Source organism: Streptomyces sp. MMCC 100 (genome assembly GCF_041538145.2).
Classification (GTDB): Bacteria; Actinomycetota; Actinomycetes; order Streptomycetales; family Streptomycetaceae; genus Streptomyces.
Genome location: NZ_JBGORK020000001.1, coordinates 7,333,474 through 7,358,388, shown reverse-complemented (window position 1 = coordinate 7,358,388; position 24,915 = coordinate 7,333,474). Strand labels below are relative to the sequence as shown.

Sequence of the window (24,915 nt, the reverse complement as noted above, 5' to 3'; positions counted from 1 at the left end):
GGGAGGCGAACGCCTGGATCCCGGCTCACGCGCTTGTGCGTGTGAGCCGGACGGCCTCTTCCGTCAGTTCCGACACCTCGAACAGCACCCCGCGAACTCCACCGTCTCTCCGACTCGCACGTCCTTGTAGCCGACGACGGGGATCGCGGCGCAGTTCGCGTTGATGCCGACGGTCTTGGCGGCGGTGTCGATGTAGGAGACCGTGATGGACAGGCCCCTGGGGATGCGCTGCACCCCACCGTTGTCGGGCAGCGGGAGCGTGTCGCCCTTGGCCGGGAAGCCCTTGGCTGCGGCGGCCACGACGGTGCGGTTGTTGGTGAAGCAGAGGCCGTCGTCGGCGGCGCCCTGCTGGGGTTCCAGCGACTTCGGTGCGGCGGCGAGCGCCGTCCGGTCCTTCGCGGCCTTCGGTTCCAGGACCACGCGGTAGGAGCAGATCTGCCGCACGGTGTAGCCGTGGCCGGCGACGGTGACCGCCGTTCCGGGCTCGACCTTCCACTGCCGCTGGCCCGGCGCGTACGTCGCGCCGTCGCGCAGTGTCGCCGTCCGCGTCGTGCCGTCCGCGTCGGCCCCGGCGTACTGCACGCCACCGCCGCCGGGCAGCTTGAAGCCGCCCCCGCGGAGGACGTGCGCCCCGTCGGCCGTCGCGGTGCCCACACATGCTGGGCCCTTGTCCCGCGCCGCGGGCGTCGTGCCGCCGCCCCCTTCGTCACCGCCGTCGGAGGATGACCCGCATCCGGTCACCACCAGCATGGCCAGGACGGCGCCCGCTCCCGTGATGCCGTAGCTACTCACCGGCCTGAACACTGGGTTCCTCCTCCACGGCGTCGTGCAAGGCTTTGTCCGCGCGTTGCAGGACGACACGGGTGCGGTAGTCGCCCTCGGCGACCCGCCGTCCTCGCATGGTTGCTTCCCCTTTGCGTCGCCCCGGCATCGCCCCCTCCACCACCGTCAGACGCGGAACCCGACACGGCACTATCGCTTGGTCGTAGAACGCAGCTTCACTTGGCCGCAAGGTTTCCGACGACTGCGGATCCGCTGGGAACTACGAGTCGACATCCGCCAGGCGTTCATGGCTGATTGATACCGCTTTCGCCGTCGATGGTGTCTACTGCGCGGCTGCTACTGCTGCCAAGGTGAGGCAGTCGCATCAAATGCTTGTGGATCTCGCTGCGTTCTTCGTCGGTGATGACGTTCAGCCACGAGCCGTCGGAGAACACGACGCGGAGCCGGTCGCTTCGGTGGATGCCGAGAAGTGGGTCCTCCACCCGGGCTTCCGACGTGGGAATCTCGGCAACGACCACCATGCGCTCGGTCTGCCGGACGGACACTCGCTTGGGAGGAGCAGCCAGCACGATGCGGTCCGGTGTCAGTACGAGCAGGCGTTTGGGGTGCGGCGAATGCCCGTACCAGCGCAGCAGGAACTGTCCGGCCGTCGCCGTCCAGTTCCCGTCGAAGAGCTGGTCCAGGGCGTGGTCCTTGATGGCCTTCTTCCGCTCCTCGTCGTCCCGTGCCCGGGCACGGGCTCTGGCGCGCTCCTTGGAGCTCAGGAGCCACTCGGCCAGGTCCTCCAACGAAGCGAGCAACGCGAAGAGCGCCCCGAAGGGCCAGAGAACGGCTACCAGGGCGACGCCCAGCATCCCGAGCGGCCGGATGAATGCAGGGCGTACCGGCGCTCCGCCCGCAGCCTTGCGTGCCTCCGCGGGCGGTTCCGGGATCTTGCTGATCCGGCACCAGGCGGCACAGTCGGCGTCAAGGCCGAGTCGCGTCTTCGCGACCTTTGCGAGGCCTGTGGATCTCATCAGCGGTTGACTGCCTGGATTTCCTGGACCGTGACCGCCTGTGCGTTCTGGAAGGTGCCGTCGGGCAGGTCGCCGCCCGCGCCGCCGGTGCCCGTCCAGGCGATGTCCCAGGTGATGGTGGCCTGGAGGTTGAAGGTGCCGTCTCCGGAGGAGCGGAGGTACTTGATGCCGCAGGGCGGGGTCTGGTCGGCCTTGCCCTTGGCGTAGGGCTCGCCGATGGAGCCGTCGTCGTCGAACGTGCACTCGCCGGAGGCGGGGTAGGTCTCGGCGTCCGGGGTGCCCGGCTCCAGCTTGAGGGACACGGGCTTGGCAGTGGTGGTGGCCGTGAGGGCGAAGCCGGGGACATTGATGGACGCCGTGGCGTGGACCTCGTGGAAGTCGGCCTTGTCGAGCCAGGCCCAGGTCGGCAGGTTCACCTTCGTGGTCTGGGCCGGGACGAGGGTGACCTTTGTACCGGGAAGCTCCATGTGCTGGTAGGCGAGGGCGGCGAGTATCTCCGGGGTGATGGCCTGCTCGTACCGGGGCGGCGGGGCCTCGCCGTTGTCGACCCAGAAGGGGAGTTCGGTGCAGGAGCTGCGCTTGAGGATGTCGGGTTCGTTTGGATTCTCTACGCCGGCCCAGAACATGCCTTCGCCGTCTTTGGCGACGTTGTAGTCCTCGTACCCGGGGTGGTCCTCCCAGCCGAATCCGTCCTCGTAGTGGGCCTTCGTCTGGCCTATCGCCGCCCCCGGTGTCCCGGTCATGCCGGGGGCGCTCGCCGCTTTCTTGATCTTGGCGGACATCTCCTTCTTGAAGTCCTTGGCACCGAGGTAAGGGGCGTACCAGCAGGGCGGGGGAGACCAGTTCACGTCCGAGGACGTCACGTTCCCGCTGGCGCCGTTCGGGGCGACGGATCCGGAGTACTCGATGCGTACGGCGGAGTGGATGCCGGTGTCGTCGGTGCCCCCTGTCTGCTCCGTCTCGGCGCCCTTGTCGGACCCGACCGGTTTCCCCGCGTAGGCAGGAGCAGTCAGAACTAGAGCACTGATGGCGAACGTCAGCATCGCGGTGGTGACGGTCGCGCGACGTGGTGACCTCACTGGCACTTTGCCGCCTTCGTCTCGACGAATACCTTGGATGCCTGCCACAGACTCTCAGCCGTCGGGTACTTGACCATGATGATCTTGTAGTAGTCGAAGTCCTCGATGCTGGGCTCAGTTGTCAGGACCTTCTTGGTCTTGATCTCTTTGCCGTAGAACTTGCTCGAGTCGGCGCAGAACGCCACCTCCACAGACGTGCCGTTTTCGGCTGACCGAGTGGTGGCGTTGTAGTGACGCAGAGTGCCCGTGGCGGTCCAGCCGCCGTCAATCCATGCCTTGATCTGCGTTTGTGCGTACTTCAGCCCGCCGTCGGTGGCGTATGCGGCCACGGCGGCGTCCTTGGTCGTACGCTTGTCGACGCCTCGGTAGATGGCGCGGAAGAAGTTGGCGGCATCGTCCATCGCGGCCGCTTCGTTCTTGTCCTTCGGCTTGTCCCAGTCGAAGACCAGGTTCATGTCCTTGGGGAGAGACACGTCGACGCCGTCCGGCTTGCCCCCCGCCGGTGCCGCCGAGGGCTCCGCCGACTCCTTCGGCGCTTCTGTCCCCTGGTCGGCTCCCGCGATCTTGTCGTTGTCGCTGGACTTGTCGTCCCCGCCCCCGCAGGCCGTCAGCAGCAGGGCTGCTGAGGCGGCGAGCGCGGCAGCAACGGGCAAAGAGCGGCGCTTCACAGTGGACTCCCCGTGAGACAGAAGTGCGGTCGAGGCTACTGACGGTATCCGCGTGCTTCCCGGTTTCGCCAGAGTGAACTGCCTCGGGAATCGCTACGGTGCCCTGGGCACACGAGGGGCTAGTGGGGGCGAGGAGACACGTGGCGGATGTCATATCCCGGAACAGGGTGATCGGTTCGGACGTGGTGCGGTGGCTGGTGTTCAGCCTGCTGTGCGCCGGGGGTTCGCTGGGCCTGTCCTGGCTGGGCCCCGTCGTGCCGCTTCCGTCCGTGGTGCGCGGCGTGGCAGGTCTGTTCGCGGTCCTGATTCTTCCCCTGGCGTGGCTCCTGGTCCCGGTGCTCGTGCTGCGCCGCGTGCCGCGCAAGAAGCGGAAGGTGGCCTGGCAGCTCATCGTGCCGCTGACCGCCGGAGTGGCGCTGGGGATTTTTCGGCACGGCGGCCGGGAGCGCAGCCGCCCTGGCGGACCGGGGCGTGACGGTGGACGCGGTGGTCGTCAGTGCGGACTACAGCAGTACCAACCACTGCGAACTGCGCACCGTCGACGGACAGGACATTTCGCCCTCGCTCTCGGAGAGCGACGGCTGCCTGGACTCGACGTCGAAGGGCGACGAGCTGCGCGTGCGGTACGACCCGGAAGGCGTCGCGAGTCCCGATGACGGGCGTACCAGCTCCAACGGAGCGTTCCTGGCGACGCTCTTCGGGGCGGCTGTCGTGATGGGCACGTGGGGCGGTGTGCGGCAGAGCAGGTGGGATCGGGCGTACGGCGATGCGTGAGCGGCCAAGGGCCGGGGCGACGGATCGCGACCCTCGGCTCCGGGTGCGGGACGGCGTCGGATTCGTGCTGTTCGTCGTGGTCGGAGCGGCGGTGCTGGTCGGCGTGTTCGGAGGGTCGCGGTGGGCCGCACGCGAGAGCGCAGCCGTGCTGTACGAGCTGCCCGGAGGGTCCTGGGCCCTCGGGGGCGTCCTTGGGCTGGTCACTCTTCTCGGGTGGGGCGGTGCCGTGTCGGAGAGGCTCGCGAGCCCTGCCGTGAACGGTTCCGGGGAGGCGTCCGGCGCGGTCCTGCGCAGGGTTGCGCGCGGCGCGTGCCGCGTGGTTGCCCTCGCGCCGGTCTTCTTCCTGCTCAGCGGGTTGCGGGGCAGGAACTGCCGGTCGTACGGCGAGGGTTGTGCGTACATCCCCGGTACCGGCCCCGCGCTCCTCGTCTACGTCGGTTGCGTGGCCGTCGTGGGATGGCTCACCTACCGTCGGCGTCGTGCCGTGCTCGAAGAGCGCCGTGCGCTGGGACCGCGCCGAGGAGGCGAGCAGCGCCGTCGGGGCGAGGGCGATCACGCCCGCGGCGGTGCCCGCCGCGACGCGCAACCGCAGGTCCCTCACGACCCCGCCCCGGCCACCAGCTTCCCGTTCTGCGCCTTCACCACCGTTGGCGAGAGCCTCGCGTCGCTCGGCCTGCCGTTGGCGATCGCCATGCCGTCGACCGAGAAGTAGGTGGCAAGGACGTCACCGCTGCGGACGAACTCGCCGTGCAGGAGGTGCTGGACGCCTCGGAAGGTCATCGTGGACGTGAAGCCGAGCGACTCGTCACCGGCCGGGGTGACCTTCTCCGCCGTGACGGTGTCGTACGGGCTCTCGTTGCCGTTCGCCTTGGCCGTGAAGCCGTCCCCGCACGCGTCCACGGCCTTCCGTGCGTCGGCGAAGGTGGACCGCGCCTTCCCCGGGGCGTAGGACGCCAGGGTGACGTACGTGAAGGTGATGCCCTTTGTCAGCTTCGTCGGCGCGTCCGTCGGCCCCGAGGTGAGTCGGGTGAGGTCAGCCTCAGGAGTGCCGAGGGGCAGTTGGTTCATGGCGTACGCGAGGGGTGCGCAGACGGGCTTGTCGACCGTCACCTCGTCCGTCGACTTGGCGAAGGCGTACTCGGCGTCCGGCTCCTCCACCTCGAAGCCGTCGGTGTCGGCCTTCGTGACGATCGTCGCGGCCAGGCGCTCGGCGGGGGAGGGGGCCTCGGACACGGGCGCCGACGCGCTCGCCTTCGGGTCGTCGGTGGCCGAGTCCGAGTCCGAGCCGCCACCACAGGCAGTGAGCGCGGTGACGGACAGCAGGGACAGGGCGGCGAGGGCTGCCGATGTGTGGCGGTTCACGGGTACTCCGCTTCATAGAGTGGGGTGGGGGGTCAGTTGTGACCGTCGAGCAGGGCGCGCAACTGCGGGGAGAGTTCCGGTACACGTGCACCCGCCGCCTGTGCCGTTTCCAGTGCCTTGACGTACCGCAGGGCCTCCTCGCGCAACTCCTCCTTCTCGCGGCTCTGGCGGTGGCCCGCCAGCCAGACCCAGATGGCCAGGGGAACGAGAAGGAGGGCCGCGTATCCGGCCGCGGTGCCCACGGTGACGGCCCAGGTCGCGCCGCCCGCGCCGGCGAGGATTAGGAGGCAGCCCGCCTCGTCGTGCCAGCCGCCCGCGTCCGCCATGTGCTCGTAGTACGAAACGGCCGAGGGCTTCGGCGGAACGGAGACGGAAGCGGCGGTCGGGGGCGATGGTGCCGTTGCCGTTGCCGATTCCGAGGGGGCTTCCGGTGCTGGTTCCACCGGCGGGTACGTCGGGATGGGAGCCGCGCCCTTCCCGCCTCCGCCCGCCGACCGGCCCTCCAGCCACGGCGGTATGTGCGCCAACGGGATGCCGTGGGCCCGGGCGACGCCGAGGACCTCGCGGTAGCCAGCGAGGGGGCCGTTGCGCAGGGCGCGATTCCATTGGGTTCGTGCGTGGACGAGCAGGGCCACGCCGACGGCGGTCAGGCCGCCCGCGGCACCCAGTACGGCGAACAGGTGGGCGTCGAGTGCCGGGGACATCGCGATGCCGAACGGCAGGAACAGGCCCGCCATCAGTGCCAGCAGGCCCAGCCAGGCCGCCGGTCGGCGTTGTTCCGCCGCCAGGGCCTTGCGTCGTTCCGTCAGCAGCGCGGTCACGGCCGCGTCGTCGGTGTAGTCGACGCCGTACCGGGCGCCGATGTCCCGCGCGGCATCCCGTACCCGGGGGTCTGACCTCAACGCCGTCCCGCTCACCGGAAGTAGACCCATCCGTGCCCCCCGCTCCCTCTGCGTACGCGCCCCGTCACCGATCCGAGCGAAGATCATGGCACGGGCGGTCGGGGCCCTCGTGAGTGAATCGTGCAGGGGTCATGGGTGCACCGTGATGAACCGCACGCGGACGGCATCCAGCTCTGGTCGTCTGTGATTCGCGCGAGCACAGTGGCAGGGGCTGCTTGGGGGGCGTACTCAAGGGGGCTCCGCAGGCGCGAAGTTGCAGATGAGTAACGGTGGGCGGGGCAAGCGGGCAGGGGGTGGGCGTGCCTTGAGGGGCTTATGTGCGGCTGATACGGTGCGATGGCTTGACACTCGCCTTGCTGCTGGTTATTCGCCCAGGTCGGGCGGGTGCGTCAGGGGATGACCCGGGACGTCACCGGTCGGGCGGGCACGGGCGAAGTGTCCGAAATTGCAGACGATTCTGCTTACTTGGGCGATCGGCGCCCGAGTTGGTACGTGGCAGACAATTTTCTTGGTTGTACGGGGAGCGGTTGCGTGAAGATCCAGGAGCGTACGGGGGCGGGCGCGGGACGTTCCGCGGCTCCGGCTCAGCCGTCGGTCGGTGACCGGCTTCCCAGCCCTCCTCGCGAGCGCAAACCGGCGCTGGCCGCACTGGCGGTGCTGCTGATCCTGCTGGGCGCGCTCGGCGCGACGATGCTCGTGCTGCAGGTCGGTGACCGGGTCGAGGCGATCCAGGTGACGGCGGACATCAAGTCCGGTGAGTCCATCACCGAGGACAACATCAAGGCCGTCATGGTGAACGACGACTCCGGCGCCCACTTCGTGCCGTGGGACCAGCGCGCGAGCCTGATGAAGCTCCAGGCTAAGTCCACGATCTACGGCGGCACCGTCGTCGTCGGTGAAATGTTCGGTGCCAAGGCGCAGACCCCCGAGGGCAAGGCATCCGTCGGCCTGGCTCTGAAGGAGGGCCAGTACTACGCGGACATCAAGGGCGGTGACACGGTCGCCGCATACCGGGTCGGTACGAGCGGCTCCAGCGGCTCGGACTCGTCCGACAAGGACTCCTCGTCGTCCTCCTCCGGCAACGGTCTGATCGCGAACGCCTCGGTGGAGAACGTCAAGGGGGAGAGCGACGCCACCGTGAGCACCGGCAGCAAGTCCATCACCCTCCTCGTCGACGAAGGCGACGCGGCCGCTCTCGCGTCGGCCTCGTCCGCCGGCGAGGTCGCCCTCGTGCGCATTCCCGCCAAGTAGAAGGCGACCGAAGAAGCCATGGCCCTCATCGCCCTCGCCGCCGACAAGGGTTCCCCCGGCGTCACCACCGCGGCCGTCGCCCTCGCGGCGGTCTGGCCGCGCCGTGTCCTGCTCGCCGAGACCGACCCGGCGGGCGGCGACCTGGTGTACCGGTCCGCCGCCGCGCACGGCGGTCCGCTGAACCCGAACACCGGCATGCTGTCGATCGCCGCGACCGCCCGCCGCGGTCTCGTGCCCGACCAGCTCTGGGACCACGTGCAGCCGCTCAGCGGCGGACTCGAGGTCCTCGTCGGACTCGGCATCTCCGAGCAGGCCGCCGGGCTCGCGGGCCTGTGGCCCACCCTCGGCCGGGCCTTCGCCTCCCTCGCCGACTCCCCGAACGCCCCCGCCGACGTCATCGCCGACTGCGGCCGCGTCAGCGGGGACTCCCCGGCCACGGAACTCTTCCCGCACGCCGCCCTCGTGCTGCTGATCTCCCGCACCGAGCCGGAGGCCATCGCCCGGGTCCGGGACCGTGCCGCCGCGCTGTCCGGCAAGCTGCACGGCGGGGCCCGCGGCGCGGCGAGCCTCGGCATGCCGCTGATCGGCGTCGTCCTCGTCGCCGACACCAACAACGCCGCCAAGCTCTCCGGCCAGGTCAACGACATGCTGGTGCACGCCCAGACGGGCGCTCGCGTGGTCGGCACGATCGCCGACGACCCGGCCGGCGCCGACCAGCTGGCCGGGCGCAGGCGCGGACGGCTGGAGAAGTCGCTGCTCATCCGCTCGGCCCGCAAGGTCACCTCGGACCTGTACCAGCAGTTCGGCGCCGCCTGGTCCATGCCCGCCGGTCCCGCCGGTCCCGGTGCCGCCGGTCCCGCCGGCACCGGCATGTCCGGCCACGCGGGGGCCGGCCGATGACCGCTGTCGACCACTCTTTGGTCAAGCGGTTCCGGCAGGACGCCGGTGACCGCATCGCCGAGCAGCGCCGTCAGGACCAGGTCGCCGGCGTCACGCCGATGTCCACCGAGGACGAGCGGCACTACGCCCGCGCCGTCATCGCGCAGATACTCGAGGAGTACGCCCGCGCCGAGATCAACGCCGGGCGTACGCCGCTGGACGCGGAGACCGAGGAGGCGTACGCGGCCGCCGTGCACGCCGCGCTCTTCGGCGTGGGGCGGCTCCAGCCGCTCCTCGACGACCCCGAGGTCGAGAACATCGACATCAACGGCTGCGACCACGTCTTCGTCGGCTACTCCGACGGGCGCGAGACGCGCGGCGAGCCGGTCGCCGAGACCGACGAGGAACTCATCGAGCTGATCCAGATCCTCGGCGCCTACTCGGGCCTGTCCTCCCGCCCCTTCGACTCCGCCAACCCGCAGCTGGACCTCAGGCTGCCGGACGGTTCGCGACTGTCGGCGGTCATGGACGTCGCCCGGCGCCCGGCGCTCTCCATCCGTCGCGCCCGCCTGGGCAAGGTCTTCATCTCCGACCTGGTCGGCAACGGCACCCTCACCCCCGAGCTGGGCCACTTCCTGGCCTGCGCGGTCCGGGCCCGCAAGAACATCATGATCGCGGGCGCCACCAACGCCGGCAAGACGACGCTGCTGCGCGCCCTCGCCAACGAGATCCCGCCGCACGAGCGGCTGATCACGGTCGAGCGGGCGCTGGAGCTCGGGCTCGACACCTTTCCCGAACTCCACCCCAACGTCGTGGCGTTCGAGGAGCGGCTGCCCAACTCCGAGGGGCAGGGCGCCATCAGCATGGCGGAACTGGTCCGCCGTTCCCTGCGTATGAACCCCTCCCGCGTCATCGTCGGCGAGGTGCTCGGCGACGAGATCGTCACCATGCTGAACGCGATGTCCCAGGGCAACGACGGCTCGCTCTCCACGATCCACGCCAACAGCTCGCACGAGGTCTTCAACCGCATCTCCACGTACGCGCTCCAGGCGACCGAGCGGCTGCCGATCGAGGCCAGCCAGATGCTGGTGGCCGGTGCGGTCAACTTCGTCGTCTTCGTCCAGCGGCGCAACGACTTCCAGAGCGGCGGCCGCCTCCAGCGCATGGTCACCTCGGTCCGCGAGGTCAACGGCGTCGACGGCCGCGTGCTGTCCAGCGAGGTGTTCGCCGAGACGCCCGACGGCCAGGTCGTGCCGCACGCCCCCATCGCCTGCCTGGAGGAACTCATCGCCTACGGCTACCGGCCCAACGGAACGTGGGGGTGAGACGAACATGAGCGACACGAACGACATGAACACGCTCGCGGCACTGGACTCGCTCGGCTCCATGGGCGGACTGTTCTCCACCACGGTCATGTACGCGCTCGGCTGCGGCGTCGCCGTCGGCGGCGGCCTCGCCCTCTTCCTCGTCGCCGTACGCGGACTGCCCGCCAAGCCCGAGCACGAGAAGCGCCAGGCCAGCGAACGCCTCAACGAGCTGATCCGCTGGGCGGGCCGCCGCGGCTCAGCCGCGGCCATCGTCGGTCTCGTCGTCCTGCTCCTGACCCGCTGGGCGGTGCTCGGCATCGCGGCCGGTGTCCTCGTCTTCTTCTGGGACCGCCTCTTCGGCGGCGCCGCCGAGGAACGCGCCGCCATGAAGCGGGTCGAGGCACTCGCCTCCTGGACGGAGTCGCTGCGCGACACCATCGCGGGCGCGGTCGGCCTGGAACAGGCCATCCCCGCCTCGGCCCGCGCCGCCGCCCCGGTCCTGCGCCCCCACCTGGACGCTCTCGTCGACCGGCTGCGCTCGCGCACCCCGCTGCCCGACGCGCTCCAGCATCTCGCCGACGAGATCGACGACGCGTCCGCCGACATCATCGTCGCGGCGCTGATCCTCAACGCGCGGCTGCGCGGCCCCGGTCTGCGCCAGGTCCTCGGCGCGCTCGCCAAGTCGGCGCGCGAGGAGGTCGACATGCGTCAGCGCGTGATGGCCCAGCGCGCCTCGACCCGCCGCTCGGTCCAGATCGTCGTGGCGGTGTCGGTGCTCTTCGTCCTCGGCCTGTCCATCTTCAACCGGGACTTCGTCGAGCCGTACAGCTCACCCGTCGGCCAGCTCGTCCTGGCCTGCGTGTGCGGCCTGTTCGCGCTGGGCTTCTGGTGGATGCGCAAGCTGTCGGCCATCGAGACGCCGGATCGCTTCCTGGTCCGCGACGGCTCCGACATCCAGTTCGTGCGCCCCCGCACGCCGGGTCAGCCGGGCCCCTCCGGTCAGTCGGGACAGCCCGTACAGCGGCTGCCGCAACCGGCGCAGCCGTCGCCGGCGTCTGGGGACGAGGGGGTACGACGATGAACCTGACAATGCCGGTCCTGGTCGGGGCCGTCATCGGCCTGGGCATCTATGTTCTGGTCCGCGCCCTGATGCCGAGCAGACGCAGCCCGATCCAGCAGGTCGCCCGCATCGACGCGATGCGGGCGCGCGGGGCGGCGTACGAGTCGTCCTCGCGCAAGGCCGAGGACACCGGCCGTCTCGACTCGCTGCGCGCCCAGGTCGGGGCCCGTGTCGCCGAGCTGTACATGCAGCAGGGCTGGCAGCAGCGCTCGCTGCGCGCGGACCTGGCGGTGCTGGACCGCAGCTGGGAGAAGTTCCTGGCGACGAAGGTACTGCTGGCCGTGGGCGGCCTGTTCTTCGGCCCGCTCCTGTTCGCCATCGTCTGGCAGCTGGGCTTCGGCGACAGCCCGATCATCCCGGTCTGGCTGGCCCTGCTCTGCGCGGCGCTCTTCTTCTTCCTCCCCGACCTGGAGGTACGCCGGGACGCCGCCGACAAGCGCCGTGACCTGCGGCGCGTGATCGGCGCCTACCTGGACCTGGTCGCCATGAGCCTGGCCGGCGGCCGCGGTCTGCCGGAGGCCCTGATGGCGGCGGCGGAGGTGTCGGACGGCTGGGCCACCAACCGGATCCGCAGCGCCCTGTCCGACGCGCGCATCACGGGCATCAGCCAGTGGCAGGCCCTCGGCCACCTCGGCGAGGAACTGGGCGTCGAGGAGCTCAAGGACCTGTCCACCTCGCTCGCCCTGGTGGCGGACGACGGCGCCAAGGTCCGCGAGTCCCTGGGCTCCCGCGCCGAGACCATGCGCCACCGCGAACTCGCCGAGATCGAGGGCAGCGCGGGTGAGAAGTCCCAGTCGATGCTCGTGGCCCAGCTCCTGCTGTGTGCCGGGTTCCTGGTGTTCCTGATCTACCCGGCGGCGATGCGGGTGTTTCAGGTGTGACTCAGCTCTTCCAGCTCCGAGCCGCTTCCAGAATCTGATTCGAGAGGACACATCACCATGAACGGACGGAACTTCCGCACCGGCATCCCTGCCGTGGATTTCCTGGTCACCTTCCTGCAGGGCCGCGTGCAGCGCGCCCGCTCCGGCGAACTCGATCGCGGCGCGTCCGCCGTCGAGTGGGTCATCATCTCGGCGGTCGTCGTCGCGCTCGTCGGCGTGGTGGCCGCGATCATCACCAAGGCCATGAAGAAGGGCGCCGAAGGCGTCGGCGACTGCATCGAGGGCGCCGACGCGAGCGGCACCTGCTGAGGCCGATCGGACGTAACGGGGTACACGGGGATGCCGGCAAGCGTGCTCGGACGGGTACGCCGCAGGGTGGAGACCGCGCGTGAAGCGGCGGCCACCCGCGGCGATTCCGGCATGACCGCGATCGAGTTCGTGTTCCTCACGCCGGTCCTGTTCTTCATGATCTTCGCGACGGTGCAGTTCGGTCTGTACTTCTTCGCCGACCACGTGGCACAGGCGGCGGCCCAGGCGGGCGCGCGCAAGGCCCGTGCGACGGCGCACGACCAGCCCGGCGGCTGGCGCGGCGAGGCGCGGGACGTGGTCGACAGCTACATCCGCCAGCTGGGCCCCCAGCTGGTCCTGGCACCGGACGTGAAGACCCTCCAGCCCGAACAGGACACGGTCGGCGTGGAGATCACCGCCCGGGTCCCCACGGTCTTCCCGGGCCTGGACCTGACGGTGCACGCGCAGTCGTCGGGTCCGGTGGAGCGGTTCGTGCAGGAGGGGGAGAACTAGATGACCGCCTCCCGCTCCCACACCGGGTCTCCCGTGCGAACGACCGGGACCGGAGATTTCGGGACCGGCGACCTCGGGACCGACGACCGGGGCCTGTCCACCATCGAGGTGGTGATCCTCGCCCCGGTGATGATCCTCTTCATCCTCGTCCTGGTGGGCTTCGGCCAGCTCGTCGAAGGCCGCGGCGCCCTCGACGGCGCGGCCCGGGACGCGGCACGCGCGGGCTCGATCCAGAAGGACCACGGCACGGCGATGGCAGAGGCGAGGAAGGCGGCCCGGGCCGACCTGGAGGACGTCTGCTCCGGCCCCGTCTCCGTCGTCCAGAAGAGCGCGGGTTTCGAGCCGGACACGCTCTTCACCGTCGAGGTCAGCTGCGAGGTACGCGGCCTGGCGATGATCGGCCTCGACATCCCCACCACCCTCTCGGCGAGCTTCAGCTCCCCGCTGGACCCGTACCGGAGGACGGCGTGAGATCCCCCGTCAGCTCCCGCGTTCCCGACTGGCTGGCGAAACGCAGTGCCCGCCTGGACGACCGAGGCTCCGGCGCCGGCGCGGTCATCATCTTCGCCCTGGTCTTCCTCGCCCTCTCGGCCTTCGTCATCGACGGCGGCATGTCCATCTCCAAGCGCGAACGCGCCGCGGACATCGCCGAACAGGCCGCCCGCTACGCCGCCCAGGACATCGACCGCGAGGCCCTCTACGACGACGTGGGCGGCCCCGCCCCCATCAACTACGAGAACTGCGACGCCCGGGTCAAGGCCTTCGCCGCCGAGATGAACATGACCGGCGGCGACATCGCCGCGACCCACTGCGTGACGGCCGACGCCGGACGGGTGCAGGTCGAGGTCCAGCTCACCTACTCCCCGGTGTTCACGGGGGCGTTCTACGGCGGCGACGTGGTGGTCCACGGTCGGGCGGTGGCGGAGAACGAGGTGGGCTGACCCGCACGCCGCCCCGCCCGCAACCGCCATCCATCCCCCCACCAACGGAGGTACGACTCACATGCGCACACGCACGACGACCGCCACCGCTGCCGCCGCTCTGACGGTGGCGGCCCTGCTGCTCACCGGCTGCGGCGGCTCGGACTCCGACGACTCGGGGAAGGACGACATCGCGGGCGCGGACACGGGGGCTTCGGCGTCCGCGTCGCCGTCGCCGTCGGCGTCCGCTGGGGAGGACGGGGTGGACCGTCCGGAGATCAAGCTGCCGAAGGACATCGTGAACGTCTTCGAGGGCGGTGAGACGGGTGACCCGAAGAAGGACGCCGTCCTGGCGGACAACGAGAGGCGCGTCAACTCGATCGACGAGGCGATCGTCGTCGACGCGGAGAAGCACCCGGCGCTGGAGTTCTACTCCAAGGACGACGCTCTGATGTCGGCCGCCACCTACATCAAGTCCTTCTACGACAACAACCGCAGCTTCACCGGCAAGACGCGCTACTACGAGCGCGAGGTCACGTTCGCGAAGGACGGTTCGGCGACGGTCACGTACTGCATGGACAGCACCGACACCTACCCGAAGGACCGGAAGACCGGCAAGGTGGACCGGTCGGTCAAGGCGTCTCCCAACGACTACGTCTTCTACAACACCCGGCTGGAGAAGAATGCCGAGGGCGTGTGGCAGACCACCAGTGTGTCGTCGACCGAGGCGGCTGAGAGGTGCATGTGATGCGCATCGTCGCCTCGAAGCCTCTGTTTGTCGTCCCCGCTCTGGCCCTCGTGCTGAGCGCCGTACCGACAGCGGCGCACGCCGGTGGCGGACGCACCGCGGGCGGCGGCACGGAGGGCAGCGGCAAGGGCTCCGCCAAGGGACCCGTCATCACGGCCGAGACCAAGGTCACGACGACCGTGAACGGCAGTTCCCGGACGACCGGAACCAGCACGCTCACGCCGCAGAACAGCAACTGGACGCCACCGGCATGCTGGTACGAGCCCGCCTTCTCGCCCAAGGAGATCGAAGCCACGGTGAAGTTGTGGCGGGGCATCGACGGGGTGCCCTTCCTGGGCGGTGTCGGGAAGTTCGTCGGTGACACGCTGGACGCGTACTACAAGGACGGTAAGTACAAGAACTACAACCTCGACAAACAGGGCGAGGGGATGTTCTGGGCCGCGGTGAAGAACCCGAATCGCAAGGACGATCCAGAGGCCAACTCTTGCGACAAGCAGCCGTTCTGGGTGGACGAGGGGAACGTGCCCGACGAGCCGCTCGCCGTGTCGCCGAAGATCCTCGCCGAGTACGCCTACGACGAACTCCCGGTCCCCGGCACGGAGATCGAGATGCGGCCGGCCGAAGCCACGAAGGTGAACCTGCCCACCTGGATCTGGCTGGACAGCACGACGTTCAAGAAGATCTCGGTCACCGCGAGCCTCCCCGGCACCGGCCTCTCCGCCACCACCACCGCCGAACCCGTCTCCCTGCACATCGACCCCGGCACCAGCGAAGCGCGGACGTACCCCGCCTCGGGCGACTGCGAGATCAACGCCGACGGCAGCATCGGAGAGCCGTACGCGGAGGGCAAGGCGAACGACACCCCGCCCTGCGGCGTCACGTACCTCCGCTCCTCCGGCTCCGACGGCTCCTACCCCTTGCGCGCCACCGTCACCTGGAAGATCTCGTGGACCAGCACCACGGGCGAAGGCGGCGACCTCCCCGACGGCACGTTCGGCGCGACGCAGGACGTGAAGGTGCAGGAGATCCAGTCGGTGAACCGCTAGGCCGCATGCCTCGGGCCACGGCCGCATGCACGCGGGGGGACCCGGAGAACCCGCGCCGGGTGCGTCGGGACGCCGGTGAGTCGACTCCCCGGACGTCATGGCGCCGCCACACGGCGGCGATATGGTGGTCCACCGTCGGGCGGTGGCCGCGATCCGGGTGGGCTGTGCTCGTCGTCGAAGCGGCAGACGGGCTCGGGAGTGAGCGCGAGCAAGGCGGCAAGAGGGAGAAGGAGTACGCGGCCATGGGGGACCAGGAAGCGGACATAGACCGGATCCGGGAGAGCGCCCGCGCGCTGAAGCGTATCCGCGGCACCTTCGCCGAGCGGGCCAATCCCGCCGACGGGTACGGTGTCGGCGAGATCGGGTCGCAGAAGATCCTCGACGCGTTCGACAAGTTCGGCAGCAACTGGAAGATCCACCGCAGACAGCTGACGGACGAGTTGGAGAAGCTGTACGGGATCACCAAGGCCGCGGCGGACTCGTACGACAAGATCGACCACGAACTCGCCGAAGCGCTCAGACGCGCGGACGAGAAGGGGAAGCCCGCGAACAAGGGGGACGGGAAGTGACGCGTCCTGCGAACCACCGATGGGCCGTGCTCGACGAGAGCTCCGACCCGGTGCCCGGCGACCCGGAAGAGGTCGCGAAGCTCGGTCGGCAGCTGCGCAAGACCGCCGAGGCCATCGAGAAGGAGGCCCGCGAGATCAAGGAGCTGGCCTCCGTCGAGAACTGGAAGGGCAAGGCCGCCACCGAGTTCCGGTCGGCCGCCGAGGGCGCCGGTGACAAGCTCCGCAAGGCGTTCAAGCGGTACGACGAAGCGGCCGACGCACTCGGAACCCGGGTCGTGGACGGCGTGTGCAGCACCGAATTCGCCTCGGAGCTGCACCGGGCGCAGCAGATGGCCGACAAGGCGCTGCGCGACGCGGAAGCCGCCGACGGAGACCTCGGTGCCGCCCAGAAGTCGTTGGACGGGCAGCCCGACGACATCCCGAAGGACGACCCGGACACCAAGAAGTACAAGGAGCAGAAGGAGAACGCGTCGTCGGCCCTGACGGCGGCCAGGGAAGCGCTGCACACCGCCAAGGAAGTCAGGGACGCCGCCGCGCGCCGGGCCGCCGACGCCATCCACGACGTCATCGAGAACGACGGTCTCAAGGACGGCTGGAAGGACAAGTTCAAGAACTGGGTCCACGAGAACGCTGGCTGGCTCACCCAGATTTCCAAGTGGGCGGGACGCATCGCCCTGTGGGCGGGAGTCGCGGCGCTCGCCCTGGGCTGGATCCCCGTGATCGGGCAGGCCATCGCCGCCGTCGCCAACGCGGTCGCCCTGCTCGCCAGCGTCGTCGCCCTCGCCACCGACCTGGTGCTGGCCCTGGGTGGCGAGGGCAGCTGGAAGTCGGTGTTCCTGGACGCCGTCGGTGTGGCGACCTTCGGGCTCGGGCGGGCGGCGATGGCGGGCGCCAAGGGAGTGGCCGCGGGGAGCAAGGCGCTGGCCCGGAGCAACCTCTACAAGAACGCCGTCGCGTCGGGCATGAAGACCAACAAGGCGTGGAACCTCGCCAACCGGGGCGCCCAGGGCGCGGTCCGGGGCAAGGAGGCGGCGAAGGCCATGGCCAACATGCCCAAGGGGAAACTGCCCACCTGGAGCAACATCAAGGAGGGCTTCAGCCCCGTGTCCATGTACCGGGACAGTGTCGACGGGGTGAAGTCCATCAGCAACGCGTTCTCCAAGCAGGGCTGGCGGGAGGGCCTCGGCGGGATGGCGGCGCCCCGATCGGCGGGCACCCTCGACCCGGATCTGGCGAGGGCCGCCGCCGACCTCGACGGCATCGCGCCCGCCGCGACGCAGATGCCCGCGGTCAGCAACGCGATGAGCAACTTCTCCGGCCAGACCAACGCCTGGGCGGGTGCCACGGCCACCGGCGTGGCCGCCGGCGCCGAGGGGGCCTACGGGGCCGTCACGTCCCTGTACGACGGGGCGACGGGATGACCCCGGCCCCCGAGCCCGCCCTCAGGCCGGCCGCCTCGCGTGGTCCCGGCCTCGAACGCTGCCACTCCGCACGGCTCTACTGCGAGGACGGCGCCCTGGTCCTGCGCACCCGCCGCCGCGTCGTCCGCCACCCGGTGGGCGACACCGGCATCGCGCGGGCCGTGTTCGTCGACGCCCCAGGCGAGGACAGGGAGCGCGTGGGTCCGACTCTGCCCGGGTCCTGGGGCGAACTACAGCTCCAGGACCGCGACGGGGCGCTCGTCGGCCGCTTCGACCTCGAGGACTGGCTGCCCGAGTCGCCCGCCCTGCCCAAACGCTCCGTCCGGGGCGAACAGCTCCTCAGCCGCACGGGGGTGTCCCACCTCCTCAAGGCGGCGGGGATCCCCCTGCACGTGGTGCAGAACAAAGACGACCCGCTGGTGGCCTCGGGGCGCGGAGGAGCCGTGCTGGGGCCGGGCAACGTCTTCCCGTACTGGTACTGGGGCGTCCGTGCCTTCGCCGGAGCCGCGTGGTTCGCGGCGTTCACGGCAGTCCTCTTCTCCGGAACGAGTGCGCCCAGGCTCATCCTCCTGCTGGCGGTCACCGCGGCTGTCGCACCGGTGGCGAGGCTGCTGCTGCGCGCCTGGACGGGGGTACGCCTGCGCCGGTGCACCCCCGCCGTGCGCGAGCGGGTCGGCCCGTCTCCCGCGCCGGGCCTCGGCGCCACGGTGCGGTTCTGCCGGGACACCGAGCTGCGGGTGCAGGACCGAGACCTGGTCCTGCGTGATCTGGGCGGGCAGGAGTACTGGTTCCCGCTGACCGGCGCGCACGCGGTGACGTCACTCGTCCTGGTGCGCGACCGCACGGGCTCCGAGCTCGGCGTGGAATTCCGGGGCCCTGGGAAGCAGGTGCGGGCCGTCCTGCCCTGGGACCTCTGGTTCGGGGGTGGGACGGGGGCCGACGGCTGGGCCCGGCTGCGCAGGGCCGCGGGGCTGACGGTGTCCGAACGCCGCCTGACCGGGAAGGCGATCTGGCCGAAGGGTCCGGTGGCGGGCCTGCGCATGCTCCCCGGATCAGGCACGGAGGCCCGCCGCATGTCGCGCTTCCCCGGCACCATCGCCGGGGTGTCCTCCACCGCGATCATGGCCATCGGCTCCGTCTTCTCCGTCATCCAGGGCCTGCAGATCACCGACGAGCACCCGGACGCCGCGCTCACCGCCGTACTCCTGGGAGCAGTCGGCCTCGCCCTCCAGGGCGCCCCGTACGCGGTTCACCAACTGCGCAGCCGCTTCCGCCTCGACCGGCCGGCCCCGGAGCGGACGACACCCAGGAAAGTTGCCGTATGACGCGCACCGAAAGTCCCACGCCCCCTGCCGACTACCGTCTGCTGCTGCCCGAGGGCTGGTTCCGGATCCTGCTCGACCCCGACCAGCGGGACGGTTCCGTGGACGCACTGGTGGAGCGCCAGTTCCGCGGCGTCGACAACGCCCCGCACCTCAAGGAGGAGCTGCGCGGCGACCTGCGCCGCCGGGCCGCCAAGGCGTACCGCAGCGGTGGGATCGAGCTGTACCTGAGCCTCCAGGAGGCCGGCCCCTTCACCATCCCCGCCTCGCTCCTCGTCACCCTGGCGCCCCTGCGCCACGCGGAACCGCTCCCGCCGGAGGACCTGGCACGCGTCCTCGCCGAGGACGCGGAGGCGGCGGAGGACGGGAACGCAGGCGCACCGGTGTCCGAGATCGCCGTCGAGGAACTGGCCGCGGGCACGGCCGTACGGGTCCGCAGACTCACCCGGCAGCCGGGCGAGAACGGCCCGGACGCCCCGCAAGCAGCCCATGCCTCCGTCTCGGTGGAGTACCACCTCCCCGTCCCCGGCACGACGGCGTACCTGCTGCTCACCTTCTCCACACCCCTGGAGCCGATCGCCGACGCGATGGCCGGCCTCTTCGACGCGATCGCCGGCTCGCTGACCTGGACGGAGTGACCCCGGACATGACCGCCGACGACCTGTCGAACCTCGGCCTGGAGTGCTCGGAGGACTGGGTTCCGTTCCCCGTCGCCGGGACGATCGACCTCGACTACTGGGCCAAGCACCAGGCCGGGGAGCTGGTCGAACGGTACGCACGCGATGGCGAGAAGGGCAACGCCCGCCTCCTGGCCCGCGATCTCAAACGTGCCGCGGCCGACAGCCGTACCCGCGAACCCCTGGGCGCCTTCGGCTGGTACCTCAGCGGCCACCAGACGGTGGCGGCCGTGCTCGAACTCGACGCGATCCACCCGGACGCCACGTTCCCGGAGGTCACCCTCCCGCTCCTCACCGAGCACATGACGGCGAGGGACTTCGGCGAACCCGACGTCCGCGAGGTGCGCCTTTCCCTGGGCGACGCGGTCCGCATCCGCCAGAACGTCATCGAGGAGAAGAAACGCCTCCTCGGTCCCCGCCCGGTCGTCCACACCCTCTTCTACGCCGTCCGCCCCGCGACGACGGACGCGGCCATCACCCTCCTGGTCTCCTGGACGGAACCGGTCCTGGACGAGCCACTGGAGAGCATCGTGGACACCATCGCGGGGACGCTCCACTTGTGACAACGAGGGCCGGAGGGCGCCGCCCGCGACTGGGCCGGCGGGACCCCGACAGCGCTACTTGTTGCTGCCGCCCTTGCTGCCCCGCTTGTCCTCCGTCTTCACGGCGTCGTTGACCTGCTTGGTGAGTTCGTCGTCAAGCTTCTTGAACTCGCGGACCACGGCGTCCGACATGCTGGCGAGTGCGTCGAGCTGCTGGGTGATGTCCTCGCGGCCGTCCTCCCAGTTGGACTCGAAGTCGCCGAGGGCGTCGTTGACGCTTCCGTCACCGATGTCGTCCTTGTAGGACTCGAAGAGCTTCTTCGTGTGGTTCAGCCGCGTCTTGAGCGACCGCAGCCGGCGTCCGTAGTCCTCCAGCTCGGTCAACGGCAGTGCGAGGTCGCTCTTGCCCATGGCCCGAAGTCCTCTCTGCGAGTCAGACGAAACGGAACGTGCCGGTCACAGCGTCGAAGATGTCGTGGAACGCCTCGGCGAGATCCAGCACCGGGCTGGCTCCGGAGACGAGGACGACCTGGTCGGTGGTTCCCGGGACGGGGATGTACGTCTGCGTCAGCACCATACGAAGGGTACGACTGTCGCCCGGCGCCACGGGCATGTCTTCCACGCCGTACGTCCGCGCAGCCGGGCCCACTTCAGGGATGTCGACGGTCGTCACCTTGCGCCAGGCGTCGCCGTCACGGCGCGCGGTGATCGTCCGCAGGCTGTCGGCGATGGCCCGGGGATCGGTGGACAGGGTGACCCCCTGTTTGTTCTTGGCACCGACGACGGACACGGTGACGGTCGCGGAGAGCGGAACACCGTCGAAGTTCTCGGCCATGCAGCCCAGGTAGAGTGCACCGGAGTCGTGAGCGTCCTTGGCCATCTTCCGGAGCATGGCGGTCAGGTCGATGCGGTAGGGGGCCAACTCCGGTGTCTCGTCGAGACGTTCATCCACCAGGGCTCGGATCGTCGCCTCCCGTCCTTCGGGACGGATGTCGAACTCCCACCACGACTCCGGAACCGAGATTGACATACCGAATGGAGCGTCCTGTTGCTCCTCGCCTGCCGACTGTCCGTCAATCATGCTTCATATCACCCAACCTGGTCCGGTGCGCATGTCATGTCTCCCCTTATTCGGGCAGCGGAATTCCTTCGGCTTCAGCAATCTCAAGTGTTCGCTCAATGGTAAGTTCCGGCGCAGTGAAGCTGAGAGATCGAATGTGATCGAGGAAATCGCGCGGCGGAGCTACTCGGTGATACTTGACGTAATCTGCCCAGGCGAGCTGCCAGACCCATGTTCCATCAGTCATGATCCCGACGCGAACGTGCATATCCGATGAATCGGAGAAGGGGTCGGGAACAGTTCCTGGCGAGAAAAGTACGGGCTCCGCCTCCTCAAGGAAGGTGGAGAGCTGATCGGCCAGTTGCTCATCGAGCGTGCCTGGCGCGAAGTCGGCCTCCATCTGAGGCTCGCCGATGCGGTGAGGTACAGGAACCCTAGTCATTTCTCTAAGCTCCCCCATTCGGGTAGAAGGTTTCGAACGCGCCGCGAAGTGTCGGGTGCATATAAGTCCCGGCATCGTTGAACGGTGCTACAGCCGTCCTGCCGTGAGGCCAAACCCAAAGGAAGTCATTAGGGGCCTCGACTTTTACGCCGAGAGTGTTTGCCAGGTTCTGTGCGAAACCGTCTGCTTTCATGCCGGTTTGGCAGGACAGGAGTCTAACAGGTTCTCCGTTCCACCCATGCGCCCGCATCAGCGACGCAATCTCGCGATGGTTGAAGCTGTGCCAGTTCTCGGCCAGGTGGGCGGCACCCTCCTTCACCTGGTAGCCCACCGAAGTAGGAGACCCATGCATCCCCACGTCGAAGGTGCCATTGTTTTTTACCCGGTTCATGCTTTTGAGGAGACGATCTCCCGGAGCGAAAACGAGCATGCCAGGGCGACCATCCTTGAAGGGCGTGACCTTGAGGGAGAGTGGCCTTTTACCACGGGACGCGAGCCCCTTTACGACCGAGACAATGTTGGCCGACCCGGATCGGATGCCGCCGGCAAGCCCCTTCAGGCCCCCGCCGATACCGCCCATGATCCCTGTACCGAGCGCCCTCAGCCCGCCCGCCTTCCACAGCTTGCCGAGCTTGGCGAGGCTGGTGAAGCCCTTGGTCGCGGGTATGCAGTCCAGCGCCGCCCATAGGAGATCTCCCCAGCCGGCTTCTCCCTTGATGACCTTTCTTATCGTGTCGGCCATCACCACAAGGGCTGCGGCGAATACCAGCCAGCCCAGCGGGCCGCCCACGATCATCACGATGATGCCGACGATCGTCACGACCCACTTGCATATGGTGACGATCTCGTCCCAGTGGTCGGAGACCCAGTCGCCGATCTCCTCCCACCAGTGCCGGTTCGGGATGCCGGCGTCGGAGGCTTCCCGGAGCTTGGTCACCGTCCGGCGAGCGGCCTCCTCGCGCAGGCCCTTCGCCTGACCGGCGAGCTTTTTGGCCGCGTCGAGGGCACTCTGGGCACTCGCCACGTTCCGCTCGGCCGCCGCCTGCCGGGCCTTCGCGTGCTGGGCGTCACGGGTGGCGCGGCGGACGTCGGCCTCGTCGGGCTTGGGGACGTCCTTGCCGCCGTTCTTTGCAGGGTCGTACGAGTCGGTCTTCTCGGTTGCCCTGCGCACCCAGTCTTCGGCACCGGTCAGTGCGGTCTGCGCGGTGGTGAGCTCCTCACGGGCCTTGCGGCCGTCGCGCAGCGCCTTGTCGGCCTTCTCCTGGGCATCCTGGAGATCGGGCCAGAAGGTGGCCAGCGCGTCGCCGGCCAGGTTGTACGACTTCTTCAGCTTGCGCAGCTTCTTCGGGGCGTCCTCGAACTCCTCGGCGAACACCTCCGCCGTCTTGCCCGCCCAGGAGAGGATCTCCTCTTCCTTGGCGATGCCCTTGAGGTCGCGGAGGACGTCGGACACGTCGTCGGCGAAGTCGTGCAGGGTACCGGCGAGTTTGCGAATGCGGTCAGGGTCGCCCGGCGTCGGGTCCTTGTCCAGGTCGAGTACGTGCCAGTCCGCCGGCCTGTGCGTCACCGTGTTCTCCCCCGTGCACGTGCGATGCCCTCGCTTTTGAACGCGCGTCCGAATTTATCGCATCCGACCGTGCGACCGGTCAGACAGTGGTCCTCTTGAGGCTCTGTATGAGGGCGCCGAAAGAGCCGACGGGGATGGTGAGCGTGCCCTGGGAGGGTGCCTTCGAGTCGCGTATCGCCACGCGCGTGCACAGGGCTGCGATCTCCACGCAGGTGTTGCCGTCGCCGCCGCCGGAGAACGACGACTTCCGCCAGCGCAGCGTCTCGGTCACTGCTCGCCTCACAGTTCCTTCGTCAAACGGTGGATGAAATCACGGGACGCCGCCGGGCTCAGCGACGCCTTCTCCACCTTACGGAACAGTGTTCGAAGCTGGTTCAGTTGAGGTTCCGCATCGATGAACGCAGTGCCTGTGGGCGAGTCCCGGAGCACCGTGTCCAACTGGGGCACAGGGCCGCATGCCTGCATCATCGAAGCTTCGGCGCCGGCGAAGCCGTCTTGGTCGGCGGGGATCACGCGGACGGTCGCGTGACCGTCCTCGCTCTGCGCCAGGATCTGGCGAAGCTGAGCCTGAGCCACGGCACGGTCGGCAACACGAACCCTGAGCGCGAACTCGTGAATGATCGTCTCGTACGGCGTCGGGTCGGCCCCCTCGATCACGCAGCGCCGCCGCATACGGTGTTCGACTCGCGGCGTCAGCTCGCTGTCGGGCAGTCCCGGCATCATGTACGTGTACACCGCACGAGCGTAGTCAGTGGTCTGGAGAAGTCCCGGGACGTGGGTGATCACGATCTCGCGCAGGGCTGTCGCGTGATGTTCCACCTCGGCGGTGTCCAGGAACACCGAAGGCAGTACACCCCGGTACTCCTCCCACCAGCCACGCGTGCGGTCGGTGGCCATGGACACCAGTGCCTCGATCAGCCCTTCGTCCGTGCAGGCGTAATGGGCCGCGAGACGGCGTACGCGGTTGGCGCTAACTCCGGCGACCCCAGACTCGATCTGGCTCATCTGGACCGAGTCGGCGCCGAGCAGTTCGGCGGCCTCCTTGGACTTCATGCCCATTGACTCGCGCAGTTTGCGCAGCTCAGACCCCAACCGCACCCTGCGGGCCGTGAGGTGTCTCTTCGGCGGCAACCAACGCCTCCTGATCTCAACTGCTCGCGCTGCGTAGCTCGTTCGGGGGTCAGAATACGGCAGGTGCTTGCAGTTTCCTAAAACTAGGAAATACCGTCGGTGACGTAACGCGCACTGTGTGATGTCAACGAGTGTCGGAAGTGCACCTTTTCATCATGTCTTGGTGAGCGGCGAAGCCACCGGCCAACCATCCGACCGACGAACGGGGTTCACTCATGCCCGAGAACGAGCCTGTCGATCCTGCGGCCCCCTGGGAGTACACCCTCTACATCCCCAACGACCCGCGTGCGGTGACCATCTGTCGCCGCACTCTTCGTCTCATCCTCACCATGCACGGCCTCATCCGCCTCGTGGACACCACCGAGCTGCTCGCGACCGAGCTGGTCTCCAACGCCGTACGGCACACCAAGGGGCCCGCCGCGTTGCGCGTGCGGTGGGCCGGCGGTGTTCTGCGGGTCGGGGCGTGGGACGCCGACCCGGGACCGCCGGAGCCGCCCGGGAACCTGGACGCGCTCACGGACGCGGAGGAGGGGCGGGGCCTCGCGCTCGTGCGGGCGTGCGCGGACTGGTGGGGGTGGCAACCGCTGGCCAGGGGCGGGAACCGGGGGAAGTACGTGTGGCGTGACCTTGTCGCGGCGTAGGGCGTT

General features: G+C 69.2%; 30 protein-coding genes and 1 pseudogene. 19 read left to right on the top strand and 12 right to left on the bottom strand.

Annotated features, from left to right (window positions below):
* Nucleotides 1-63: 63 nt before the first annotated feature.
* Nucleotides 64-804 carry a hypothetical protein gene (locus ABS735_RS34090; protein ID WP_373901308.1) on the bottom strand — a complete coding sequence of 247 codons (741 nt, stop codon included), beginning with the start codon at nt 802-804 and terminating at the stop codon, nt 64-66.
* Nucleotides 805-917: 113 nt separating this feature from the next.
* Here ABS735_RS34090 and ABS735_RS34085 point away from each other — a divergent pair.
* Nucleotides 918-1,081: pseudogene (locus ABS735_RS34085) on the top strand (IS5/IS1182 family transposase); the annotation flags it as partial.
* Here the strand turns inward: ABS735_RS34085 and ABS735_RS34080 are convergent.
* The 3 genes from ABS735_RS34080 to ABS735_RS34070 are packed head-to-tail and all read right to left on the bottom strand — an operon-like array spanning nt 1,068 to nt 3,546.
* Entirely contained in the window at nt 1,068-1,799 is a 732-nt protein-coding gene (locus ABS735_RS34080; RefSeq protein WP_373901309.1) for a hypothetical protein, read from the bottom strand. The pseudogene ABS735_RS34085 and the gene ABS735_RS34080 sit on opposite strands and share 14 nt — an antisense overlap.
* On the bottom strand, nt 1,799-2,842 hold the full coding sequence (locus ABS735_RS34075; RefSeq protein WP_373901629.1) for a hypothetical protein: 1,044 nt from the start codon (nt 2,840-2,842) through the stop codon (nt 1,799-1,801). The genes ABS735_RS34080 and ABS735_RS34075 overlap by 1 nt, the downstream gene beginning before the upstream one ends.
* A 32-nt stretch (nt 2,843-2,874) precedes the next feature.
* The gene (locus ABS735_RS34070) at nt 2,875-3,546 is read right to left on the bottom strand and encodes a hypothetical protein (RefSeq protein WP_373901310.1); all 672 of its coding nucleotides are present in this window, start codon (nt 3,544-3,546) and stop codon (nt 2,875-2,877) included.
* Nucleotides 3,547-4,017: 471 nt separating this feature from the next.
* On the opposite strand from ABS735_RS34070, the gene ABS735_RS34065 reads away from it, so the two are divergent.
* A complete protein-coding gene (locus ABS735_RS34065) occupies nt 4,018-4,320 on the top strand; it encodes a hypothetical protein (protein WP_373901311.1) in 303 nt (100 codons plus the stop codon).
* Nucleotides 4,321-4,917: 597 nt separating this feature from the next.
* Here ABS735_RS34065 and ABS735_RS34060 read toward each other — a convergent pair.
* Together ABS735_RS34060 and ABS735_RS34055 are read right to left on the bottom strand one after the other, a co-directional pair.
* Nucleotides 4,918-5,682, bottom strand: coding sequence for a hypothetical protein (locus tag ABS735_RS34060; protein WP_373901312.1), 765 nt, complete (start codon nt 5,680-5,682; stop codon nt 4,918-4,920).
* 32 nt (nt 5,683-5,714) lie between these two features.
* Nucleotides 5,715-6,614 (bottom strand): hypothetical protein, encoded by a 900-nt coding sequence (locus ABS735_RS34055; protein WP_373901313.1) that lies wholly within the window; start codon nt 6,612-6,614, stop codon nt 5,715-5,717.
* A gap of 501 nt (nt 6,615-7,115) precedes the next feature.
* Between ABS735_RS34055 and ABS735_RS34050 the strand changes: the two genes are divergently transcribed.
* The 16 genes from ABS735_RS34050 (at nt 7,116) to ABS735_RS33975 (ending at nt 20,089) form a co-directional block, all read left to right on the top strand.
* Entirely contained in the window at nt 7,116-7,835 is a 720-nt protein-coding gene (locus ABS735_RS34050) for a hypothetical protein (RefSeq protein WP_373901314.1), read from the top strand.
* Nucleotides 7,836-7,853: 18 nt separating this feature from the next.
* Entirely contained in the window at nt 7,854-8,735 is an 882-nt protein-coding gene (locus ABS735_RS34045) for a hypothetical protein (protein ID WP_373901315.1), read from the top strand.
* Complete coding sequence (locus tag ABS735_RS34040) at nt 8,732-10,039, top strand: TadA family conjugal transfer-associated ATPase (protein ID WP_373901316.1); 1,308 nt, start codon at nt 8,732-8,734, stop codon at nt 10,037-10,039. Before ABS735_RS34045 ends, ABS735_RS34040 begins: the two co-directional genes overlap by 4 nt.
* 61 nt (nt 10,040-10,100) lie before the next feature.
* On the top strand, nt 10,101-11,102 hold the full coding sequence (locus tag ABS735_RS34035) for a type II secretion system F family protein (protein WP_373901630.1): 1,002 nt from the start codon (nt 10,101-10,103) through the stop codon (nt 11,100-11,102).
* The gene (locus ABS735_RS34030; RefSeq protein ID WP_373901317.1) at nt 11,099-12,022 is read left to right on the top strand and encodes a type II secretion system F family protein; all 924 of its coding nucleotides are present in this window, start codon (nt 11,099-11,101) and stop codon (nt 12,020-12,022) included. The genes ABS735_RS34035 and ABS735_RS34030 overlap by 4 nt, the downstream gene beginning before the upstream one ends.
* A gap of 57 nt (nt 12,023-12,079) precedes the next feature.
* On the top strand, nt 12,080-12,331 hold the full coding sequence (locus ABS735_RS34025) for a hypothetical protein (protein WP_134654608.1): 252 nt from the start codon (nt 12,080-12,082) through the stop codon (nt 12,329-12,331).
* A 30-nt stretch (nt 12,332-12,361) separates the two neighbouring features.
* On the top strand, nt 12,362-12,823 hold the full coding sequence (locus ABS735_RS34020; protein ID WP_373901318.1) for a TadE family protein: 462 nt from the start codon (nt 12,362-12,364) through the stop codon (nt 12,821-12,823).
* Complete coding sequence (locus ABS735_RS34015) at nt 12,824-13,294, top strand: TadE/TadG family type IV pilus assembly protein (RefSeq protein ID WP_373901319.1); 471 nt, start codon at nt 12,824-12,826, stop codon at nt 13,292-13,294.
* Nucleotides 13,291-13,764, top strand: coding sequence for a Tad domain-containing protein (locus ABS735_RS34010; RefSeq protein WP_373901320.1), 474 nt, complete (start codon nt 13,291-13,293; stop codon nt 13,762-13,764). Before ABS735_RS34015 ends, ABS735_RS34010 begins: the two co-directional genes overlap by 4 nt.
* Nucleotides 13,765-13,825: 61 nt before the next feature.
* A complete protein-coding gene (locus ABS735_RS34005) occupies nt 13,826-14,491 on the top strand; it encodes a hypothetical protein (RefSeq protein WP_373901321.1) in 666 nt (221 codons plus the stop codon).
* A complete protein-coding gene (locus ABS735_RS34000; protein WP_373901322.1) occupies nt 14,491-15,537 on the top strand; it encodes a hypothetical protein in 1,047 nt (348 codons plus the stop codon). Before ABS735_RS34005 ends, ABS735_RS34000 begins: the two co-directional genes overlap by 1 nt.
* Nucleotides 15,538-15,779: 242 nt before the next feature.
* Complete coding sequence (locus ABS735_RS33995) at nt 15,780-16,106, top strand: hypothetical protein (RefSeq protein ID WP_373901323.1); 327 nt, start codon at nt 15,780-15,782, stop codon at nt 16,104-16,106.
* Between the two features lie 26 nt (nt 16,107-16,132).
* Complete coding sequence (locus ABS735_RS33990; protein WP_373901324.1) at nt 16,133-17,527, top strand: putative T7SS-secreted protein; 1,395 nt, start codon at nt 16,133-16,135, stop codon at nt 17,525-17,527.
* Entirely contained in the window at nt 17,524-18,852 is a 1,329-nt protein-coding gene (locus ABS735_RS33985; protein WP_373901325.1) for a hypothetical protein, read from the top strand. The genes ABS735_RS33990 and ABS735_RS33985 overlap by 4 nt, the downstream gene beginning before the upstream one ends.
* Nucleotides 18,849-19,487 (top strand): hypothetical protein, encoded by a 639-nt coding sequence (locus ABS735_RS33980; protein ID WP_373901326.1) that lies wholly within the window; start codon nt 18,849-18,851, stop codon nt 19,485-19,487. The genes ABS735_RS33985 and ABS735_RS33980 overlap by 4 nt, the downstream gene beginning before the upstream one ends.
* Before the next feature lie 8 nt (nt 19,488-19,495).
* On the top strand, nt 19,496-20,089 hold the full coding sequence (locus ABS735_RS33975) for a hypothetical protein (protein ID WP_373901327.1): 594 nt from the start codon (nt 19,496-19,498) through the stop codon (nt 20,087-20,089).
* Nucleotides 20,090-20,143: 54 nt separating this feature from the next.
* Here the strand turns inward: ABS735_RS33975 and ABS735_RS33970 are convergent, their stop codons facing one another.
* From ABS735_RS33970 to ABS735_RS33945, 6 genes are all read right to left on the bottom strand, one after another.
* Nucleotides 20,144-20,479, bottom strand: coding sequence for a hypothetical protein (locus ABS735_RS33970; protein WP_373901328.1), 336 nt, complete (start codon nt 20,477-20,479; stop codon nt 20,144-20,146).
* 22 nt (nt 20,480-20,501) lie between these two features.
* Entirely contained in the window at nt 20,502-21,098 is a 597-nt protein-coding gene (locus ABS735_RS33965; RefSeq protein WP_373901329.1) for a hypothetical protein, read from the bottom strand.
* 97 nt (nt 21,099-21,195) lie between these two features.
* The gene (locus ABS735_RS33960) at nt 21,196-21,528 is read right to left on the bottom strand and encodes a hypothetical protein (protein ID WP_373901330.1); all 333 of its coding nucleotides are present in this window, start codon (nt 21,526-21,528) and stop codon (nt 21,196-21,198) included.
* A gap of 46 nt (nt 21,529-21,574) precedes the next feature.
* Complete coding sequence (locus tag ABS735_RS33955; protein WP_373901331.1) at nt 21,575-23,137, bottom strand: putative T7SS-secreted protein; 1,563 nt, start codon at nt 23,135-23,137, stop codon at nt 21,575-21,577.
* Between the two features lie 79 nt (nt 23,138-23,216).
* On the bottom strand, nt 23,217-23,408 hold the full coding sequence (locus ABS735_RS33950; protein WP_373901332.1) for a DUF397 domain-containing protein: 192 nt from the start codon (nt 23,406-23,408) through the stop codon (nt 23,217-23,219).
* A gap of 8 nt (nt 23,409-23,416) precedes the next feature.
* Complete coding sequence (locus ABS735_RS33945) at nt 23,417-24,190, bottom strand: DUF5753 domain-containing protein (RefSeq protein WP_373901333.1); 774 nt, start codon at nt 24,188-24,190, stop codon at nt 23,417-23,419.
* 293 nt (nt 24,191-24,483) lie between these two features.
* On the opposite strand from ABS735_RS33945, the gene ABS735_RS33940 reads away from it, so the two are divergent.
* Entirely contained in the window at nt 24,484-24,909 is a 426-nt protein-coding gene (locus ABS735_RS33940) for an ATP-binding protein (RefSeq protein ID WP_373901334.1), read from the top strand.
* Nucleotides 24,910-24,915 lie beyond the last annotated feature (6 nt).

Coding starts and splice junctions, on each gene's coding strand:
- ABS735_RS34080 (WP_373901309.1), bottom strand. CDS start 1,799: ATGAGATCCACAGGCCTCGCAAAGGTCGCGAAGACGCGACTCGGCCTT.
- ABS735_RS34075 (WP_373901629.1), bottom strand. CDS start 2,842: ATGCTGACGTTCGCCATCAGTGCTCTAGTTCTGACTGCTCCTGCCTAC.
- ABS735_RS34055 (WP_373901313.1), bottom strand. CDS start 6,614: ATGGGTCTACTTCCGGTGAGCGGGACGGCGTTGAGGTCAGACCCCCGG.
- ABS735_RS34045 (WP_373901315.1), top strand. CDS start 7,854: ATGGCCCTCATCGCCCTCGCCGCCGACAAGGGTTCCCCCGGCGTCACC.
- ABS735_RS34040 (WP_373901316.1), top strand. CDS start 8,732: ATGACCGCTGTCGACCACTCTTTGGTCAAGCGGTTCCGGCAGGACGCC.
- ABS735_RS34035 (WP_373901630.1), top strand. CDS start 10,101: ATGGGCGGACTGTTCTCCACCACGGTCATGTACGCGCTCGGCTGCGGC.
- ABS735_RS34030 (WP_373901317.1), top strand. CDS start 11,099: ATGAACCTGACAATGCCGGTCCTGGTCGGGGCCGTCATCGGCCTGGGC.
- ABS735_RS34025 (WP_134654608.1), top strand. CDS start 12,080: ATGAACGGACGGAACTTCCGCACCGGCATCCCTGCCGTGGATTTCCTG.
- ABS735_RS34020 (WP_373901318.1), top strand. CDS start 12,362: ATGCCGGCAAGCGTGCTCGGACGGGTACGCCGCAGGGTGGAGACCGCG.
- ABS735_RS34015 (WP_373901319.1), top strand. CDS start 12,824: ATGACCGCCTCCCGCTCCCACACCGGGTCTCCCGTGCGAACGACCGGG.
- ABS735_RS34005 (WP_373901321.1), top strand. CDS start 13,826: ATGCGCACACGCACGACGACCGCCACCGCTGCCGCCGCTCTGACGGTG.
- ABS735_RS34000 (WP_373901322.1), top strand. CDS start 14,491: ATGCGCATCGTCGCCTCGAAGCCTCTGTTTGTCGTCCCCGCTCTGGCC.
- ABS735_RS33995 (WP_373901323.1), top strand. CDS start 15,780: ATGGGGGACCAGGAAGCGGACATAGACCGGATCCGGGAGAGCGCCCGC.
- ABS735_RS33985 (WP_373901325.1), top strand. CDS start 17,524: ATGACCCCGGCCCCCGAGCCCGCCCTCAGGCCGGCCGCCTCGCGTGGT.
- ABS735_RS33980 (WP_373901326.1), top strand. CDS start 18,849: ATGACGCGCACCGAAAGTCCCACGCCCCCTGCCGACTACCGTCTGCTG.
- ABS735_RS33975 (WP_373901327.1), top strand. CDS start 19,496: ATGACCGCCGACGACCTGTCGAACCTCGGCCTGGAGTGCTCGGAGGAC.
- ABS735_RS33970 (WP_373901328.1), bottom strand. CDS start 20,479: ATGGGCAAGAGCGACCTCGCACTGCCGTTGACCGAGCTGGAGGACTAC.
- ABS735_RS33965 (WP_373901329.1), bottom strand. CDS start 21,098: ATGTCAATCTCGGTTCCGGAGTCGTGGTGGGAGTTCGACATCCGTCCC.
- ABS735_RS33960 (WP_373901330.1), bottom strand. CDS start 21,528: ATGGAGGCCGACTTCGCGCCAGGCACGCTCGATGAGCAACTGGCCGAT.
- ABS735_RS33945 (WP_373901333.1), bottom strand. CDS start 24,190: ATGAAGTCCAAGGAGGCCGCCGAACTGCTCGGCGCCGACTCGGTCCAG.
- ABS735_RS33940 (WP_373901334.1), top strand. CDS start 24,484: ATGCCCGAGAACGAGCCTGTCGATCCTGCGGCCCCCTGGGAGTACACC.